The sequence below is a fragment of the Bacillus sp. ZY-1-1 genome (assembly GCF_003047165.1).
Taxonomy (GTDB): Bacteria; Bacillota; Bacilli; order Bacillales; family Bacillaceae; genus Bacillus; species Bacillus velezensis.
Genome location: NZ_CP027061.1, coordinates 620,217 through 637,680, shown reverse-complemented (window position 1 = coordinate 637,680; position 17,464 = coordinate 620,217). Strand labels below are relative to the sequence as shown.

Here is a 17,464-nt window from a genome sequence, read left to right as displayed (position 1 = left end):
AAATCATCCTTTTTCATTATGGATAGGGGAGATGACGCGGGCCGGAACGCCGACCGCCGTCACATGGCCGGGAATTCTGCTGATGACCGCAGCCCCCGCGCCGATAACGGACCAAGGGCCGATGTCCATCTGCGGTATGACGGACGCGCCGATTCCGATGTGCGTTCCTTCCCCGACTTTCACTCCGCCGGCAAGCGCCGCGCGCGGTGAAAGATGGACGTAATCTCCGATTGCATTGTCGTGATCGGCAACCGCCCCCGTATTGATGATGCAATGGGCGCCGATGTCAGCGCCCGCCTGAATGACGGCGCCCGCCATCACAACCGTTCCGTGTCCGACGGAAGCCGTTTCACTGACGATCGCCCCGGGGTGAATGAGTGAAGCATAATCGGCAGCTTCAATCCCAAGCGTTTCAGCGAACTGCTTTCTGACGCCGTTGCGGCCGATGCATATCGTGAACACGGCCTCGGGGACGAGTTTCCGAAGCATGTGCACGTCTTCCGTCCGGCCCGTATATAAACCGTTCCGAGCGGTAAAACCGCTGAATCCGTCGTCCAATATGCCCGCAAGCTCCATATCGGAACGGGCCTGCACGATTTCCTTCACGACTTTTCCGTGTCCGCCGTTTCCGATCAGCACGACCTTTTTCACGATGACATATCTCCGCTGCCTGTGAAGCGCTTTGCCGTCACATGGCCGGCTTGGTGTATGCCTTCTGACACGAGAACTTTTTTCACTGTTAAAAGCAGAATCTTTAAGTCGAGCAGAAAGGTGCGGTTGTCGACGTACCACACGTCGAGCTTGAATTTCTCCTCCCATGAAATCGCGTTTCTCCCATTGATCTGCGCCCAGCCCGTAATCCCCGGCTTCACCTCGTGCCGCCGCGCCTGCTCCGCCGTGTAAAGCGGCAGATAATCCATCAGCAAAGGGCGGGGGCCGACCAGACTGATATCGCCTTTGAGCACATTAAAAAGCTGGGGAAGCTCATCGATGCTCAGTTTTCTGATCAGCCTTCCCGTTTTGGTCAGGCGCAGATGATCCGGAAGCAGCACACCGTTTTCATCACGCGCATCCGTCATCGTTCTGAGTTTATACAACGTAAACGGACGCCCATTATGCCCCGGTCTCGTCTGTTTGAACAATACCGGAGACCCGATGGCGCATCTGACGGCTGCCATGGCGAAGAGAAGAATGACACTCGCGCCGCACAATAACAGCGTCGCGGCCGCTATATCAAATACACGTTTCACCTTCAAATCTGAACAGCTCCTTTCACTTTTCGGCATTTCTGTAAAGCAAGCCGCCTTTCTTCTTTCGTACAAATGAAGAAAAAAGCGAATGCGGCATAGCTTATGCATACGGCAAGCCCCGCGGCGATCAGACCGGCCCAGCTGTCAAGCGGTGAAAACAGCCGGATACCCCGGCAGACGGCCCAGGCAAATACGGCCGCCGCCAACGGGCCGAACATGCCTTTGTAAAACGCGGTTTTCTGAAAGCCGGTAATATGCGAAACATACAGCGGCGTGAAGACGGCATTTTTCAAAATGAGGGAGACAGCCCCGGCAATGGTGATGCCGTACAGCCCGAGATGTGCCGGTCCGCTGAGAACCACGGCCAATATGACATTCAGTCCGCCTAAACATAAAGTAACGACGGCGGGCGTTTTTTGTTTATTAAAAGCCGTCCATACGTAAAAAAGCGGCATGACAGAGAGACTGACCGCCAAATACGCGGCGTGAATATATAAAAGCGGCGCCGTCTGCACAAACGACGGGCCCAGCCAAATCGCCAGAAACGGTTCGGCAAGCCCTCCTAATAACGCAGCGGGAAGCGCGAGGAGAAGCCCGTTCATCCGCACGGCCTTATTGGCGTAAGACAGGAGACCTTCCATATCGCCTTTTGAATAATAGGAAGTCAAAACCGGCGCAAACAGTGAAGCAAGCGTCCCGGCAAGACTTCTGAGCAGAAGCGGGAATTGAATAATCGCCGCATAGACACCCGCTTCAGATGGCCCCAGCACAAGGTTGGCCGTCATGAGGTCAATCTGCAGAAACAGCAGCACGCCGATCTGGTTGACAGAACTCCAGGCACCGGCCGAAAACAGCACTTTGCTCGTCTGTAATGACAAAGTTTTACGGCTGAAAGAAAACCACGGAATCAATTTCTTAAAGAAGAAAAAAGTCAGCACAGCTGCACAGACGGCTCCCGCTAATGCCGAAAGCTGGATCTGCCAGATCTTCGGCGGCAGGCACGTAAACAGAGCGAGCACACACAGCACCCTGACCAGCATTTGCACGGCCTGAATGGAACTTGTGATATAAAGCTTGTTGGCAAAAAACGGCCCCGTCGCGAACCCCGCCATAAAAAACGTCAGCATAAACAGCACGCTGCCGATTACGATAGACAGCCTCACATCCGTTAAGAGCCCGGCCGGTACATTCATAATCCTGTCAATAAAAAAAGCAGTCCCGGCGAGCGGCACAGCGAGTAATAGAGATATCACGACAGACGCGGCTAAATAATTGCTTACATACGCATTGGCCTCGTCCCTGTTCCCCCTGTGGGCGGCGACGGAGAAAAACCTCACAACGACTGAGCTCAGCGCAACGGTAATAATAGAGAAATAGTTAATGATATTCTGTGTCAGATGGACAAACCCAAAAGCCTCAACACCTAATGTTTTCACAATAAAGGGCGTCATCCACACTGATAAAAACACCGATAGTAAAAACGCCGTCACATTGGCGCCGAAATTAATGGCAAATTTCATGCTCCTTCCGCACTGCCTTTCTCTTTCGATTTCCGTTCGAAAAACGCATGAAGAAGAAGAGGAAGGCGCATTTTGCACAGACCGAGCACCACGCGCTCCCCGGCCAGCAGCTGTTTATGGCGGCACGGCGTCCTGCGCACGGCCGTTTTTACCATGTCATACGTTAAGATTCTGCCGATATGCGCCGTAATCTGGTGTGACGGCTGCGGGGCGGCGCATGCGTTGGCGATCAGCATCGGAATCTGATGCTTGCACAAATATGTATCAATATCGCTCCGGCAGGCGTCCGTCAGCCCGTTTGCCTCATAAAAAGCCATTTTCGCTGCATATTGCTTTTGCAGTTCGTGATCTAAGCGGGGCTTAAACGGTGTTTCTGTAAGACTTTGCGGATTTTCCCGGTAGATATACAGCCCTTCGTCTATCACTTTGACACGCGCGGCTTGGCGGAACGCTGCCAAGTTAAACGGAGAGTCCTCGGCAAACCGGATATCTTCATGGAACAACAGCCCTTGCAATGCTTCTCGCCGGTATATATAGCGCCACACATACCAAATAAACCGATGTTCGTGCGCGCGGGTCAGCAATGCGGTCATTTCATCCGCTGTGAAGACACGGCCCGGCGGAAGGGACGGCGGCATATACGTTCTTTCTTTAGACGGCGTTTCTTTGTAATAACCGCAGCCGGCGATATCCAGCCGGTTCTTCTCCGCTTCTTCATAAAGCCGCTCGAACATCATTTCCGTCACATAGTCATCGCCGTCCGCAAAACCGATATAACGGCCGCGGGCTGCTTTTATTCCGGCATTGCGGGCCGAGCTGAGGCCGCCGTTTTCTTTATGAATCACCCGGATTCTCGCATCTTCTGCGGCGAATTGTTCAGCCATCCGGCCTGACTGATCCGGTGAACCGTCATTGACGAAAATGATTTCGATGTCTCTCAGCGTCTGTTTTGTTAAAGAAACCGCGCATTCTTTAATAAAAGGCTCTGTCTTATACATCGGCACGATCACGCTCACAAGCGGCGCGGTCATTGGGCATCACCGCTGATTTTCAAGCGCAGCCCGGCAAAATAAACACTTCGCAAAGAACCGCCTTCCTCATGCTTGCCGCTGAGCAGCCGATTTACGGCGGATGTTACGGCTTCAGGGTCGGGATGTTCAAGCAATGTCATGTTCGGTATGTTTTTCAGCCATTGATAGCCTTCCATCACCTTATGATCAAACGAACGAATGACGACACAAGGCGTTTTCGTCAGCGCACAAAAAATCATCCCGTGAAGCCTGTCAGTGACGACGGCTTCCGCGCCTTTCAGCGTATTCCAAAGCGCTTCCAGCTCCTTTTCGCGTGTATGGCGGCTGACCCTCCGGCCGACCGTCGTGGTAAAGGAATACAGCTCTCCGTACTCTTTGGCCAAAGCTTCTTTTACCATCGTTCTGTCCTCAGCCGTCAGCGCGCTCTCCTTATCCTCCCGTAAACAGAGGTAGATCCCTTCCCGCGCTATGCCCCGCTCGCTTTTATCCAAATATAAGACCATGTCAGGCTGTTTGAGCACTGTTTTTCCGGGAAAATGACGCTTCATCCATTGATACGTCGTCTCATCTCTCGCCATCAACAAAAGGTCGGGATGCGCATTGTACACTTTTCGGGCGCGCTTAAGTTCCTTCCGTCCCTTTTTTGATTCAGAAAAGTGAGCCGTCGCCGGAAGCTGAACGATCCGATATTGCCGGAATGTTTTTATGATAAAGCGGCGCGTCCATTCCTCATACCGGTACAAATCCCCCATGTTCCCGCCGCCGATGATGAATACCATATCTTCGGGGTGGCGCTTTTTGATCAGCGCTTTTGCCGATCTGTATATATCCTTCATATCCACCTCGACAATGTCAAAATCGGGATACTCCCGTTCAAGAAACGTTTTGCTTGCGTAGGCGATGGCGTGATCGCCGAGATTATCGTGGGACGGGAGCAGCGTCAGAATGATCTTTTTTCTTGCCGCTGTAAGCCCCGCCCCATCCGCTCCCGTTCCGAAATGAAATTGGGACGGGTATTTGACCTTAAGCAAAAGCCATTCCGCGAGATTGATTTTTAAAGATTGTATCGACATGTCTTCACCCTCTGATTTTCATTTTGTACTCGATTGCCCGCTGATACGCGGCTGATGCCAGCGACACGAACGGAATCAGCTTCAGCTTCGCCAAAAGCAGAAGGCATGAGCGTTTGGCGTCAAACGGCGCCGTTCCCGTTTTGGAAAGGCTCATGCGGAATACGGGATCAGCGCATATCCGGCTGATATTCTTCCACTTCTCAGAAAACCGGCCGCCGTTATTCCGCTTCCATTCATTCAGCAGGCAGACTGTTCCGTGCTGAACGATGAAAAAATCCAGCTCCTGCCGGTATTCGTGTAAGCAGCCGTTTTCACGCAAAAAAGCCTCGTTCAGCCGATAGAGAACGAGACCTGAGTCAAACAGCTTTTTCTGATAGCTTTGCACAATGGAAGTCAAGTGAATCCGATAATGATAGAGCGGCTGATCCACGTACGAGACCGCACCTGCGAAAACATGCGCCCGGAGGCTGAAATACTGATCCTCCACGTGCTCCAGCTCATCACGAAGCGGAAAGCGCAGCTGATGATGCTCGATCATAGATCTTTTGTACAGCTTGTTCCATGAAAAACCGCTGACTCTTCCTTCAAATAAATCTTTCAGGTACCGTTGTTTCGGGCGGCCCTCGTACGCTGAAGCGATCGTTGAAACGGCGGTCTTCCCCGTATCCGCAAATTCAGCCGCATATTCGCAAATCACGAGATCAGCCTGGTCAGCCTTCGCTTTTTCATACATGCGCAGGCAATAATCAGGTTCAACCCAGTCGTCCGCATCAATAAAAGCGATAAATTCGCCGTGCGCCGCCTCGATGCCCTTGTTGCGGACCGCGCCGAGCCCCCGGTTTTGCTGATGAACGACCCTGATTCTCTCATCCCGCTTCTGATAGGTTTCAAGAATCGCCGGGCTTTGATCCGTTGACCCGTCATTAACGGCCACGATTTCGATATTGGCGAGCGACTGATTGAGCAATGAATCTAAGCATCTTTCTAAATAAGTTTCCGTATTATACACAGCAATTAATAAACTGACCGCGGGTGTTTCCATATAAACCTCCAGTGTCCATTACCGGGAAAAAATCGTTCTGTACGGAAGCACAGACGAATCGACCGGCATAAGCAAGTAACTGTAAAGAAAATAACAGACAATAATGGCGATATAAATCAGCGCATTTGATTTTTCATCAAAAATTCTCACAAAATAAGGGATCAGGATCATTTGGTACAGGCCGAAATATATATTAAACCGGGCGAAAATAACATCCTTTGTCGCCAAAAGACCGAAGAGCAGGCCGAGCAGACAGAAATTCACGATGACATCAATGTCAGGCCAGAGCTTCCGCAGCCGCTCCCGGTAGCAGAAAGCCAAAAACAGCGGCAGCAGCAGCACCGCGATTTTTACGACGTTCATCCCGTTCGTATTCGTCATCAGCCATTTCTCATAATGGCCGTACGAGCTGTTTTCCAGCACGACGACAAACAGCGAAATGAACTTCTGATACAGAAACGTCATAAGAAGAAACAATGCCGACAGTCCGAAAATCGCGGGCGACCAGGCTCTTTTTCTGACGAGAAAATAAACCGGAATCATAATCAGCGCTGAGGAATGAAAAAGCGAACACAGCAGCACGATTGACATATAACGCTTCCAGCTTCCGCTGATTACGTAGCGGACGGCCCAAAACAAAACGGCCGCCACCATATACTGCCTGATCCCGTTAAAGGAAGCGTAATAGTGATACGTGCCCAAAAACAAAAATACACTCAGCTCAAACGGACGGCCGAACTCAACGAGCCCCTTTAAAATAAAGCTGCATGTCACGACCGCCACGGTGAAATACATGATTTGCGGATCTTTCGTGATAAAATTCATGAGCCAGATGAGAGCCGTAAACCCCGGATCAACGGCTGCTTTTTTCGCTCCGAACCCGAAGATCTCCCAAATGCTGCCGTAATTTCCCGCCAGCTTGTACATTAGCGCGTACGTCTGAAAATCCGTCCCGACTCTGTAGCGCAAACCGGAGACCAATACCAGCGATAGCAGCGGAACGAGCATGACGAGCTGATTCGGCCGGTATCCGGTCGAAAGCGATTGATCACGCCCGCCGCACATTTTCGCGAACCATGACCAAATATAAACAATTCCCATATTGACTACATATACAATCATTCGTTACTGTTCCTTTTTCCAATTCATATTGTAAAGCTTCATAACAGCCCCCGTATTTTCTCTCGCGTCATATCCCAGCCGCCTGAGGGTTTCTTTAATGCGCGCCCCGTCAGGCTTTGCCGCCTCTGCTGCCCGTAAAACCGCGGATGCCCATTGTCCCGGCGGTTCTTTGAGGCTGAGCCTTTTGACCAGCCCGAGCCCGGCATCGGCTTCTTCCGTTATGCCGTCTGATATCACGCACGGCACCCCGGAGGCCTGCGCTTCAACGAGCGTGACGGGCAGCCCTTCATAAAGAGACGGCATGACAAATACATCCAGCGTTTTCAGCAGATCATGAACGCGGTCTTCTATACCGATAAAACGCACATCATCATCAAGCCCCAGCTTCGCCGCCAGATTTTCCATATCGGTGCGAAGCGGACCGTCTCCGGCGAGAATCAGCTGTAAGCCGATGCCCCGCTCTTTCATATCAGCGGCCAGCCGGAGCAGAAATTCGTGGTTTTTTTCTTCTGTAAAGCGGCCGATATGGCCGATCACCAAACGGCCGTCTGCAATGCCCCGCTTCCTTTTTTCAGCTTCTGTGTCCGCGCACCCGCCGGCAAATAAGTCGAGATCAATGCCGTTCGGCAAAAGATGCACGTCTTTTTCTTTCCCGAATAAGAAACGGCCCGCCTCTTTTCCGCAGGCGCACAGTGCCGTGGCGTTTGCCGTGATCAGCCGTCTGAAAACAAACAGCTGCATCCCGGCAAGCCGCGATGCCCGCCCCCGCCACGACGTACTGTGCGAATGGCAGATCCGCACCGGGACGCCGGCTAAACGAGCGGCAAGCGCGATAAATCCAGACTGAAAATCGGTATGGGCGTGCACGGCGGCAAACGGGCCTTTTTCCTGAATCATCCGCTTGACCTGTTTTACAAATGTAATCGGGTTTGTGCTGCCGATGCTCGGCACATAAAAAAGCCGTCCGCCGAGAGCGAGAATTTCCTCGTCATAAGCGCACGGATCGTTCCTATGGGTTAAAAAATCAAACTGCACCTTCGTTCTGTCCATCTTCCGGTACAAATTCATCATCATCGTTTCTGCGCCGCCCCTGTTCATCCCGCTGAAGATGTGCAGCACCCGCATCGGTTTGTCAGTCATGTTCGGCAAGCCCTTCTTTTTGGCGGATGTCCTTGTTTTTATGATAACGGTTCATGACCGCGGGCGGCGTAATGGCGCGGATGAGCGGTTTTGCGATATACGCGTAATGGGAAATCGGCAGCTTCAGCCGTCTGCATGCCTGAAAAACGAGCACCGCATTATCAATGGAATACGTAAACGATCTCCTTTTGAACGCATCACTGTCCTCTCTTACTTTATACAGCGTTTCCTGGAGATTGTACCCTCGGAAACCCGCTTCAAAAAAGCGCAGCCACAAATCGATATCCTCCATCCGCCGCGTCCGCCTGACTGACCGGTAGCCTCCAAGCGCTTTGTACGCTTCAGCCCGCATCATAATGGTGCCGTGGCAGAACGGTGTGCCTTTCGCCATAATTCCCGGTTTCGGCACGGGCGGCAAAAGCCGGGCGCCCCTGACGCCGAATTCATCAAATACGAGCATCCCCGTGCCCACGACTTGATAGTGGGCGTGCTTGTTTAAGAAAGCGGCCTGTTTTTCCAGTCTCCTCGGGTTGGAGATGTCATCACCGTCCTGCCTGGCGATATAATCCCCCGTTGCGTATGTCAGACAGCGGTTCAGCGAAGCGGCAAGCCGTTGATTCGTCTTATTTTGAATCAGCGTGATCCGGTCGCTGTAATGATCCGCGTAACGGCGCGCAATCTGATACGTTCCGTCAGTTGACGCGTCATCACACATAATCAGTTCCCAATTCTTATACGATTGGCTCAGGATGGATTCAATACTCTCCGCTAAAGTCTCTTCGCAATTATAAATTCCCATGATGACGGAAATTTTCGGTTGTGCTCCTGCATTCATAAGCTTTTCTCCTTTTTATCCATATAACCGGCGTAAATGTGCGCCATTTCCTTTACCGTACGTGTTTCTGAAAAACATTCCGCCGTCCTGCGCCCTTCTTGTCCCATTGCTTTTCGCAGACCCGGGGATCGGTACAGCTTTTCAATCCGATCGGCAAATGCCGCGCTGTCCCCTGCCGGCACGAGAAAACCGTTCACACCGTCTTCGATGATCTCACGGTGCCCCCTGTTGTCTGCGGCAACGGCGGGCTTTTCGGCAGCCATCCCCTCAAGCAGATTCATACCGAGCCCTTCGCGGATGCTTGAGGCGACGGACAGATCAGCAAGCTGAATCAGCTCATGAATGTCACGGCAAAAACCGTAAAACCGCACAATGTCGGATACCCCGAGTGATTCAGCCTTTTTTCTGTACGGCTCTTCCATCGCGCCTTCTCCGGCAAATACGAGTTTCAGCTCCGGAATGCGGTTCTTCAGCAGTGCCGCAGCCTCAATGAGAAGTCCCTGGTTTTTATTGCCGTTTAATTCAGCGGGGTATATGAGGATAAATTCCCCGGCGCCGAAGCCGTGTTTTTCTCTCAGACGTTCACTCTCTGCCCGGCTCACAGGGCGAAACCTGTCTGTATTCACGCCGATGCCGTGTATTTTCTTCGCGCCGCAAGCTGTTTTTTTCATTTGCTTGGCCCGTTCGTAATCCTCTTCATTAATCGTAATCAAACAATCCGTGTAAGAAGAGAGAAATTTTTCGATCGGGTAATAAAGAAGCCAATTTTTCAGGGGCGCTCCGTCGCAGAAGTGAAAGCCGTGCGCGGTGTACAGCACCTTTGTCCCTTTTTGGCGCGCTTGTCTCGCCGCAAGGCGTGCAAGCACGCCGCCGACCGGCGTATGACAGTGAATCATGTCGTAGCCGTTGTCCTGAATGAGCCGTTTCAGCCGCCTGTAAACAGAAAGATTTTCGGGATGAAACGGCGAGCGCCGGATCGGAATGGAAAACTTTTCATCAACGAACGGAAGATTCATATTGCCGCCTGCCGCGACGTGCACCTCCCAGCCCATATCCTGAAACCATTGAAAATACGGAAGATGAAAGGCTTTAAAATGATAATCGACAGTGGCGCAGAATAATACTTTTTTCGTCATCTTTCTGTCCTCCCATCACACACCTGCGGCCGCTTCTTCATGTACTGATTCGATCGCCTCAAACAGACGTTTTCTCAGCTCATCTTCAGGCAGACGGCTGAATTCCTCCATAAAACGGATGAGCACGGCCCAATCCCCGTCGATCGCTTTCCCGATATGGATTTTCGGAAAAATCTGTTCCGTATGTACTTCATTATGATTCAGCAGTTCTTCATACATCTTTTCTCCCGGGCGAATGCCGGAGAATTCAATGGGAATCTGTTCTGTCGTATAGCCTGATAAATGAATCAGGTTTTTTGCCAAGTCGACGATTTTGACGGGTTCTCCCATATCCAGAACGAAAATCTGCCGCCCTTTTGCAAGCGCCCCCGCCTGAATGACGAGTCTTGACGCTTCGGGGATCGTCATAAAATATCTTGTCATCGCCGGATGCGTGACGGTGACGGGTCCGCCTTTTTCAATCTGCTTTTTGAAAATCGGAATGACGCTGCCGCGGCTTCCGAGCACATTCCCGAAACGGACGGCGGCGAATTTGGTGTTGCTGACCTTTCCGAGGTTCATGATGACCATTTCCGCAAACCGCTTCGTCGCGCCCATGACATTGGCCGGATTGACCGCTTTGTCAGAAGAAATCAGCACGAATGTTTCCGTTCCGCACATATCGGCGGCTTCGGCGACATTTTTCGTGCCGATAATATTGTTTTTGACGGCTTCTTCCGGATTATGTTCCATTAACGGCACATGTTTATGGGCGGCCGCATGATAGACGACGTGCGGCTCGTATTTTTTCATCAACGTAAAGATTTTATCTCTGTCCTGAATATCGGCGATCTCCGCGTGAAAAAGCACCTCTTTGCCGAAGCGTGCGGACAGTTCGTTATGCACCGAATAAATGCTGTTCTCCCCGTGGCCGAGAAGGACGATTTCATGCGGAAGAAACGAGCTGATCTGGCGGCAGATTTCAGAACCGATAGAGCCGCCGGCGCCCGTGACCAGAATCGTTTTCCCTTTGATGCTGTCAGAAATTTTGCTCGTATCAAGGGTGACCGGCTTTCTGCCGAGGAGATCTTCGGCTTTCACATCCCTGATGTGTCCGGCAGCCTGCGTTCCGAGCAGGATCTCATCAAATTGCGGCATGATTTTAATATGGGCGCCCGTCTGTACACATTCTTTGTACAGCGTCTGGAGCTCATGGGTGCAAAGAGACGGAATGGCAATGATGATGTGGTGAATTCTCAGCCTCTGCACCGCCGGCATAATGCTTTCTTTTCCGCCGATGACGGGCAGGCCCATGATTTTGAGCTTATGCTTCGTCTGATCATCATCAATAAAAGCCACAGGCATGATTCCGAGATCATTTTTCTGGGTAAGCTGACGGACGAGCAGCGTTCCTCCCGCGCCTGCGCCGATGATCAGCGCCCGGGAAGAGTCATTTTGCTTCCTTCCGATCGTTTCTTTCAGCACGCGCGAAATCATCCGGCTCCCTCCGATGAACAATAGCTGAACCATCCAGCTGACGGCTAACAGCCGGAACAAAATCGTGTGGAACACCCCGTATTGGACGGCGGCTGTGACAGCTGCGGACAGCGTGATCCCCTTCAGCAGATCAAGCAGCTCGCCAATTCCCGTATACGTCCATACCTGCTTATACTGGTGAAACATAAAAGCGCATACATGATGGCTGATCAGCATGGTCACGGCGGTCAGCAGCAACGCTCCGGAGTCATAAAAGTGATAAGAATCCTCAAAAAATTGATATCCTATAACAACGGAAAGTAAAACGAGATACGTATCCAATGCAAAAATCATTGAAAGTCTTCTCCGGTAAGTCAATCTTTCCCCTCCTCATTTATCGGTTTAGCTGATACGGTTTTCGTAAAAACAGACATAACAGCTAAGCCGATAACAATGCATCATCTTAAGATAAATTGGGCATTTAACCCGTCCTCACACCCCGCCACCGACGACCAGCATCTAAGGCGGCGGAAAACGCCGCCCACAGCAGAGCCGAGTGCCTCCGTTGATAAAGGTAAGGAGACATCACCTGCACCGCTCAATACGAGTAGTGCTCTGTTTTTTTGATTTTCTTTTTATTCAGCAGCGCCCCCAAAAGCTTTGCCTTTGACTGCTGGAGCGCGTCTTTCGCCTTTTGGACGGTATCCATTTTCGTTTTTCCGCTCAAGACGACGAGAACGCTTCCATCTGTCTGGTTCGCTAAAATCTGGCCGTCCGCCACCGCCAAAAGCGGAGGTGAATCGAAAATAACCAGACTGTACCGGCTGTACATCTCCTGAATCAGCTCTCCCATCGCCTTTGAAGATAAAAGCTCGGCCGGATTCGGCGGCGTCGGCCCGCTCGTTAAGACGTAAAGGTTATCAATCAGCGTTTTTTGCACCGTTTCGCCGAGGGAAGCGTTTCCGACTAACACATTCGTAAGGCCTTGTACATTTTCAAGCTGATAGGTCTCGTGTATCGTCGGTTTTCGTAAATCGGCATCGACAAGCAGCACCTTTTTTTCCTGCTGCGCAAATACCGCGGCAAGGTTGGCGGCGCTGAATGACTTTCCTTCTCCCGGAACGGAGGAAGTGACGAGAATAGAGCGCAAATGGGTCTGAACAGAGGAGAACTCAATATTTGTCCGAATGGTGCGGTATTGTTCAGCCACCAATGATTTGTGATGTAAAACGGATATTTGAGCCAGTCCCCTTCTTGATTTCTTTTTTCTGAATCCCAAACGCCTCACTCCCCGAAATGTTTTTCATCAGACCGTGTCTGCTGATTTTTGATGTCATACACAACCCCTAAAACAGGCAAGTCTGTTTTTTCGCTGAGCTGCCGCTCGCTTTTAACGGTTTCATCAAGAAAGTGGAGAAAAAACGCAAGCGTCACACCCGCCATGAGAGCCGCACCGAACGCCATCATGATATTCCTGATGCGCGAAGGCTTGACCATCGGGCTTTCCGATGCTTTTGCCTCGGACAAAACAATGACGCCTTTTATATTCATCCTGTCACGGACTTCTTTTTTAAATGTCTTCATCAGCGTGTTCGCTATAGCGGCGGCCTGTTTCGGGTTCTCGTCCTGCACCGCTGCGTTAATGATCTCTGAATCGGTTTCGCTGCTTGTCGTGATCTTTGCTTTTAAAGCGGATGCCGTCTCAGAAAGATGCAGCTTCTGTTTCACTTTCTCAAGCACAACCGGGCTTTTCATTATCGTTTGAAACGTATTGTTGTAATGAAGATTCAGCTGAACGTCGCTGAGATTCGAATTTTTTTCACCGCTTGTTTCATGAATGAGCACTTGGGTCGATGCCTGATAAACGGGCGAAATCACCCGGAATTGGATGTATCCCGTCACCAGCGTTACAACTGCTGTCATGATAAAAATCAGTAAAAATCTGTGTTTAATAATGTCAAATAACTCTTTAAAACTCATATTCTCATTCATGTAATTACAGCCTCATCCTTATTGCATCAGGCTTAAACGCCCCCTTCTGTTAATGATTGGATTATAAAAGAAAAGGTCGAAATTTGAAAATTTCAAATTAAGCCATTTAGTTCTTTTTAGAGAACATTATCATGATTTTCCTCTTATTTACTGCACTTCCCTTATAATTTTAAATTTTATAAAGAACGAAAAATTTCTTATAATGAACAAAAAAATGCCAGTATACAGGGGAGAATTCAGCACAATGATTGGAAGAATAATTCGTTTATACCGCAGAAGAAAAGGCTACTCTATTAATCAGCTAGCAGTTGAAGCAGGTGTCTCTAAATCTTATTTAAGCAAGATAGAACGGGGGGTTCACTCAAATCCGTCCATCCAATTTCTGAAAAAAGTATCCGCCACCCTGCAGGTCGATCTGACGGAGCTTTTTGATGCCGAAACGATGCTGCATCACATGGGAGGCACGGAAGATGAGTGGCGCATCCACCTTGTGCAGGCCGTGCAGTCGGGCATGGCGAAAGAAGAACTGTTCACCTTTACGAACAAACTGACTGAAAAGCGCCCGGAGCCCGCACCCTACCGCAACAGAAAACTGACTGAATCCAACATTGAAGAATGGAAAGCGCTGATGCAGGAAGCAAAAGAACTCGGCTTGTCCGTTCAGGAAGTCAGATCATTTTTAGAACGGAAGCGTTACTGATGATATGCTGATGAAAGGGCTTTTATTCGCTTCATGCCTTCATCTCTGTTTATAATGAAGAGAAAAAAGGGGATGAAATCATGACAAAACTTACCGTTCAAACCCGCTGCGGCGCACTGAAAGGAACTGCCGGCCGCGGTGCCCGCACATGGAAGGGCATACCGTACGCGAAGTCGCCCGTCGGAGAGCTGAGATTTAAAGCGCCGGAGCCGCCCGCACCTTGGGACGGCATAAAACATGCCGATTCGTTCGGGCCGATTTGTCCGCAGCCGGATGATATGCTGTCCATATCGTTTTCCGGGGATATACCGCCTCAATCTGAAGATTGCCTTTACCTCAACGTTTTCGCCCCCGATTCAGAGGGCGAAAAAAAGCCTGTCATGGTATGGATACACGGCGGGGCATTTTATTTAGGTGCCGGAAGCGAACCGCTTTACGACGGATCTGCCCTTGCCGCTGACGGAGATGTCATTGTCGTGACACTCAATTACAGGCTCGGACCGTTAGGCTTTTTACATTTGTCTTCTATTCATGACGCGTATTCCGCCAATATCGGGCTGCTCGATCAGATCGCCGCGCTGCGCTGGGTGAGGGACAATATCTCCGAATTTGGAGGAGACCCGGATAACGTCACGATATTTGGTGAATCGGCAGGCGGCATGAGCATCGCTGCGCTTATGGCAATGCCTGACGCAAAAGGCCTGTTTCATAAAGCCATTTTAGAAAGCGGCGCCTCTCATACGATGCCGGCGGATATGGCAAAAGACATCGCGGCGGCATTTATTCATGAAGCCGGCACTGATCAATTGCAGGAGCTTTCCGTTAATGACCTGCTTAAGACTGCGGATAAAGTGCGGCGCTCACTGGATCAAAACATTTTTCAGCTTTTGTTTCAGCCCGCCATCGATCCGGCCACATTGCCTGCGGAACCGGTGAAAGCCATAGCAGACGGAGCCGCAGAAGGCATACCTATGATCATCGGAACCAATCGTGATGAAGCATATTTGTTTTTCACCCCTGATACAGACATTCACTCCGAGAAAAAACAGCAAGATTATTTGCATTATCACCTCGGAGAAAACTGCACCGAACAAGCGGCAGATTTATATCCGCATTCATTAAAGGGACAAATCGATATGATGACGGATCTGATTTTCTGGCGGCCGGCTGTCGCTTTCGCACAAGGACAGTCGCAACACGCACCGGTCTGGATGTACCGCTTTGATTGGCATGGCGAAACACCGCCGTTTCATAAAGCCGTTCACGCTCTGGAATTGCCGTTTGTGTTCGGAAACTTTGATTCTTTGAGAAAGACGCTGCAAGAGCCGCTCGGTGATGACGCAGAACAGCTTTCCAAACAAATTCAATCCGCATGGCTCGCTTTTGCAAAAACCGGAAACCCGAACACCTCTCACTTCAATTGGCCTGAATATGAAACCGATTCACGCGAAACTTTGCTTTTCAACACGGATACCGCTGTCGAAAGTGATCCCGATTCAGCAAAACGCCGCATCCTGTTTCAAGCATAAAAAACGCCAAGGGAGCCGGCTCCCTTGGCGTTTCATTTTCATCTTACAGACATCAGTCAGCTTCGCAGCATATCCATTTCCGCATTACCCCTGATATGTTATATTCCAACCCAATACGTTAACCAAACATTCATAAAGGAGTTTCTATATGGAGAAATCAAGTATTATCGGCACAGCTGCCGTTATAATCGGGGCGCTTATTATCTTAGTTTCATTTATCTTCCTGCGCGACACTGATTTCTATGCCGTGAGGTGGATAGGGGTTGTTATCATGGTTGCAGGATTTTCATGCGGTCCGGCCCACACCATTTCAAAACATAAAAACAAACATGAAAAAGAAACCCGGTAACCTTTACTGGGTTTCGTTCATACATTTCATTTTATCTCACTTCATAATGCAACTCCGCAAATTGTTTGTAACGCCTGACATCAGTCAGCTTCAGTCCTGTCTCCCGGTCTCCGGGTTTAAACAAAGAAATTCCGCGGCCGAGCAGAACGGGGGCGATCTGAATGATAAACTCATCGACAAGTTTTTCCTCCAAAACCGGGTGCAGCAGATCACTCCCGCCGACAATCCAAATCCGCTTGCCTTCTTGGCGTTTCAATGCATTTATAAAATCGGCAGGCTCTTCATGAATAAACCGCACATGTTCAGTACGCCCGGTCAATGTCCGCGAAAACACATAGCATTCTTTACCTTTGTACGGAAATTCCTCAGGCAATAAAACCAATATTTCCTCGTATGTTTTTCTGCCCATAATGATCGTATCGACAGATTCATAGAAAGCTTCATAATCGGTGCTGTCTTCACCTTCAGTTCCGATTAACCAATCTAAAGAATGATTTTCCCGCGCAAGATAGCCATCTGCGCTGACAGCTCCGTAAAAAACGAGCTTTCTTTGACCGCTCATAAAAATCCCTCCCCTTTTTTATTATACCTTAAACATGCGGGTGAAATGAAAAATGATAGAATCGGGTAAAAACCGCCGTTACCGGGTTTTCGTTTTTTCCTGCTTTGGAGATGCTGTTAATATGCCGTCTATCCATCTTCCGGTAATCGGCATAAAGAAATGAAGGAAGATCCCGCCTAAACAAACGGTTAATAACGTTCCGATGCCTACCGGACCTTTTAGCATCAAGGCCAGTATGAAAAATATGAAGTAAATGACCGTTCTTGAAAAAAAGATGCTTCTCCCGGTTAAATCACGGACAATTAGCGTTAACCGATCAACCGGGATCGGTGCGAAATTTGTGTGCAGATAGGTTGCGGTTCCTATCCCTATCACAACTAAACCGATTGCAAAACAGCCCGCCTTTCCGTACCATAGTTCAGGCGTTATGACTCGATGCAGAAAAAAAAGCCACATATCAATCCCGATTCCCGTTATGAACGCCGTAATCATCCCTGAAAATTCCGGTCTTTGCCTTTTTAACATTGAATTACAGCAAATTAACAGGAAAGCGATGATGATTTCCCAGCTTCCCACGGTAAGCCCTGCATGGACGGACAATCCCACAATAAGCGCATCAAAAGGCGATGTTCCAAGATCTGATTGAATCGTGACAGAAATACCAAAGGTCAAGATCATGATTCCTAAAACATAAAAAACATATTTCACTTTATCGTCCTCATTTTCTT

At 49.9% G+C, this 17,464-nt stretch carries 18 protein-coding genes; 3 read left to right on the top strand and 15 right to left on the bottom strand.

Annotation, left to right across the window (positions count from 1 at the left end):
* Window positions 1–3: 3 nt before the first annotated feature.
* The 13 genes from C5I45_RS03300 to C5I45_RS03240 form a co-directional block, all read right to left on the bottom strand.
* Window positions 4–651: an acetyltransferase gene (locus tag C5I45_RS03300; RefSeq protein ID WP_015387679.1), complete on the bottom strand. Its 648-nt coding sequence runs from the start codon at window positions 649–651 to the stop codon at window positions 4–6.
* Window positions 648–1,256 carry a sugar transferase gene (locus C5I45_RS03295; RefSeq protein ID WP_032858368.1) on the bottom strand — a complete coding sequence of 203 codons (609 nt, stop codon included), beginning with the start codon at window positions 1,254–1,256 and terminating at the stop codon, window positions 648–650. The genes C5I45_RS03300 and C5I45_RS03295 overlap by 4 nt, the downstream gene beginning before the upstream one ends.
* Entirely contained in the window at window positions 1,253–2,770 is a 1,518-nt protein-coding gene (locus C5I45_RS03290) for an MATE family efflux transporter (RefSeq protein ID WP_041481923.1), read from the bottom strand. Before C5I45_RS03290 ends, C5I45_RS03295 begins: the two co-directional genes overlap by 4 nt.
* On the bottom strand, window positions 2,767–3,801 hold the full coding sequence (locus C5I45_RS03285) for a glycosyltransferase (protein ID WP_060657529.1): 1,035 nt from the start codon (window positions 3,799–3,801) through the stop codon (window positions 2,767–2,769). The genes C5I45_RS03290 and C5I45_RS03285 overlap by 4 nt, the downstream gene beginning before the upstream one ends.
* The gene (locus tag C5I45_RS03280) at window positions 3,798–4,874 is read right to left on the bottom strand and encodes a polysaccharide pyruvyl transferase family protein (protein WP_060657527.1); all 1,077 of its coding nucleotides are present in this window, start codon (window positions 4,872–4,874) and stop codon (window positions 3,798–3,800) included. The genes C5I45_RS03285 and C5I45_RS03280 overlap by 4 nt, the downstream gene beginning before the upstream one ends.
* A 4-nt stretch (window positions 4,875–4,878) precedes the next feature.
* A complete protein-coding gene (locus C5I45_RS03275) occupies window positions 4,879–5,916 on the bottom strand; it encodes a glycosyltransferase family 2 protein (protein WP_043867449.1) in 1,038 nt (345 codons plus the stop codon).
* Window positions 5,917–5,934: 18 nt separating this feature from the next.
* A complete protein-coding gene (locus C5I45_RS03270; protein ID WP_014305874.1) occupies window positions 5,935–7,038 on the bottom strand; it encodes a biofilm exopolysaccharide biosynthesis protein EpsG in 1,104 nt (367 codons plus the stop codon).
* 3 nt (window positions 7,039–7,041) lie between these two features.
* A complete protein-coding gene (locus C5I45_RS03265; RefSeq protein ID WP_107994226.1) occupies window positions 7,042–8,178 on the bottom strand; it encodes a glycosyltransferase family 1 protein in 1,137 nt (378 codons plus the stop codon).
* Window positions 8,171–9,013, bottom strand: coding sequence for a glycosyltransferase EpsE (locus tag C5I45_RS03260; RefSeq protein WP_024085831.1), 843 nt, complete (start codon window positions 9,011–9,013; stop codon window positions 8,171–8,173). The genes C5I45_RS03265 and C5I45_RS03260 overlap by 8 nt, the downstream gene beginning before the upstream one ends.
* Window positions 9,010–10,149 carry a glycosyltransferase family 4 protein gene (locus C5I45_RS03255; RefSeq protein WP_015387672.1) on the bottom strand — a complete coding sequence of 380 codons (1,140 nt, stop codon included), beginning with the start codon at window positions 10,147–10,149 and terminating at the stop codon, window positions 9,010–9,012. The genes C5I45_RS03260 and C5I45_RS03255 overlap by 4 nt, the downstream gene beginning before the upstream one ends.
* Before the next feature lie 15 nt (window positions 10,150–10,164).
* Window positions 10,165–11,982 (bottom strand): polysaccharide biosynthesis protein, encoded by a 1,818-nt coding sequence (locus C5I45_RS03250; protein ID WP_169539199.1) that lies wholly within the window; start codon window positions 11,980–11,982, stop codon window positions 10,165–10,167.
* A 220-nt stretch (window positions 11,983–12,202) separates the two neighbouring features.
* Window positions 12,203–12,883 (bottom strand): protein tyrosine kinase EpsB, encoded by a 681-nt coding sequence (locus C5I45_RS03245; protein ID WP_003151543.1) that lies wholly within the window; start codon window positions 12,881–12,883, stop codon window positions 12,203–12,205.
* Between the two features lie 5 nt (window positions 12,884–12,888).
* Complete coding sequence (locus tag C5I45_RS03240) at window positions 12,889–13,596, bottom strand: YveK family protein (RefSeq protein ID WP_014305878.1); 708 nt, start codon at window positions 13,594–13,596, stop codon at window positions 12,889–12,891.
* A 244-nt stretch (window positions 13,597–13,840) separates the two neighbouring features.
* Here C5I45_RS03240 and slrR point away from each other — a divergent pair, with 244 nt between their 5' ends.
* The 3 genes from slrR (at window position 13,841) to C5I45_RS03225 (ending at window position 16,174) form a co-directional block, all read left to right on the top strand.
* Window positions 13,841–14,296 carry an HTH-type transcriptional regulator SlrR gene (slrR, locus tag C5I45_RS03235; RefSeq protein ID WP_107994225.1) on the top strand — a complete coding sequence of 152 codons (456 nt, stop codon included), beginning with the start codon at window positions 13,841–13,843 and terminating at the stop codon, window positions 14,294–14,296.
* An 80-nt stretch (window positions 14,297–14,376) separates the two neighbouring features.
* Window positions 14,377–15,825: a carboxylesterase/lipase family protein gene (locus C5I45_RS03230; protein WP_107994224.1), complete on the top strand. Its 1,449-nt coding sequence runs from the start codon at window positions 14,377–14,379 to the stop codon at window positions 15,823–15,825.
* Window positions 15,826–15,973: 148 nt separating this feature from the next.
* Window positions 15,974–16,174, top strand: coding sequence for a hypothetical protein (locus C5I45_RS03225; RefSeq protein WP_057080235.1), 201 nt, complete (start codon window positions 15,974–15,976; stop codon window positions 16,172–16,174).
* 31 nt (window positions 16,175–16,205) lie between these two features.
* Here C5I45_RS03225 and C5I45_RS03220 read toward each other — a convergent pair whose 3' ends face one another.
* On the bottom strand, window positions 16,206–16,736 hold the full coding sequence (locus tag C5I45_RS03220) for a dihydrofolate reductase family protein (protein WP_003151538.1): 531 nt from the start codon (window positions 16,734–16,736) through the stop codon (window positions 16,206–16,208).
* A gap of 78 nt (window positions 16,737–16,814) precedes the next feature.
* Window positions 16,815–17,444, bottom strand: coding sequence for a YczE/YyaS/YitT family protein (locus C5I45_RS03215; RefSeq protein WP_063174514.1), 630 nt, complete (start codon window positions 17,442–17,444; stop codon window positions 16,815–16,817).
* Window positions 17,445–17,464: the final 20 nt, after the last annotated feature.

Excerpts from the sequence above, each read along its gene's own strand:
- C5I45_RS03220 (WP_003151538.1), bottom strand. The coding sequence starts at position 16,736 with ATGAGCGGTCAAAGAAAGCTCGTTTTTTACGGAGCTGTCAGCGCAGAT.
- C5I45_RS03290 (WP_041481923.1), bottom strand. The coding sequence starts at position 2,770 with ATGAAATTTGCCATTAATTTCGGCGCCAATGTGACGGCGTTTTTACTA.
- C5I45_RS03260 (WP_024085831.1), bottom strand. The coding sequence starts at position 9,013 with ATGAATGCAGGAGCACAACCGAAAATTTCCGTCATCATGGGAATTTAT.
- C5I45_RS03240 (WP_014305878.1), bottom strand. The coding sequence starts at position 13,596 with ATGAATGAGAATATGAGTTTTAAAGAGTTATTTGACATTATTAAACAC.
- C5I45_RS03280 (WP_060657527.1), bottom strand. The coding sequence starts at position 4,874 with ATGTCGATACAATCTTTAAAAATCAATCTCGCGGAATGGCTTTTGCTT.
- C5I45_RS03230 (WP_107994224.1), top strand. The coding sequence starts at position 14,377 with ATGACAAAACTTACCGTTCAAACCCGCTGCGGCGCACTGAAAGGAACT.
- C5I45_RS03255 (WP_015387672.1), bottom strand. The coding sequence starts at position 10,149 with ATGACGAAAAAAGTATTATTCTGCGCCACTGTCGATTATCATTTTAAA.
- C5I45_RS03270 (WP_014305874.1), bottom strand. The coding sequence starts at position 7,038 with ATGATTGTATATGTAGTCAATATGGGAATTGTTTATATTTGGTCATGG.
- slrR (WP_107994225.1), top strand. The coding sequence starts at position 13,841 with ATGATTGGAAGAATAATTCGTTTATACCGCAGAAGAAAAGGCTACTCT.
- C5I45_RS03275 (WP_043867449.1), bottom strand. The coding sequence starts at position 5,916 with ATGGAAACACCCGCGGTCAGTTTATTAATTGCTGTGTATAATACGGAA.
- C5I45_RS03225 (WP_057080235.1), top strand. The coding sequence starts at position 15,974 with ATGGAGAAATCAAGTATTATCGGCACAGCTGCCGTTATAATCGGGGCG.
- C5I45_RS03285 (WP_060657529.1), bottom strand. The coding sequence starts at position 3,801 with ATGACCGCGCCGCTTGTGAGCGTGATCGTGCCGATGTATAAGACAGAG.
- C5I45_RS03265 (WP_107994226.1), bottom strand. The coding sequence starts at position 8,178 with ATGACTGACAAACCGATGCGGGTGCTGCACATCTTCAGCGGGATGAAC.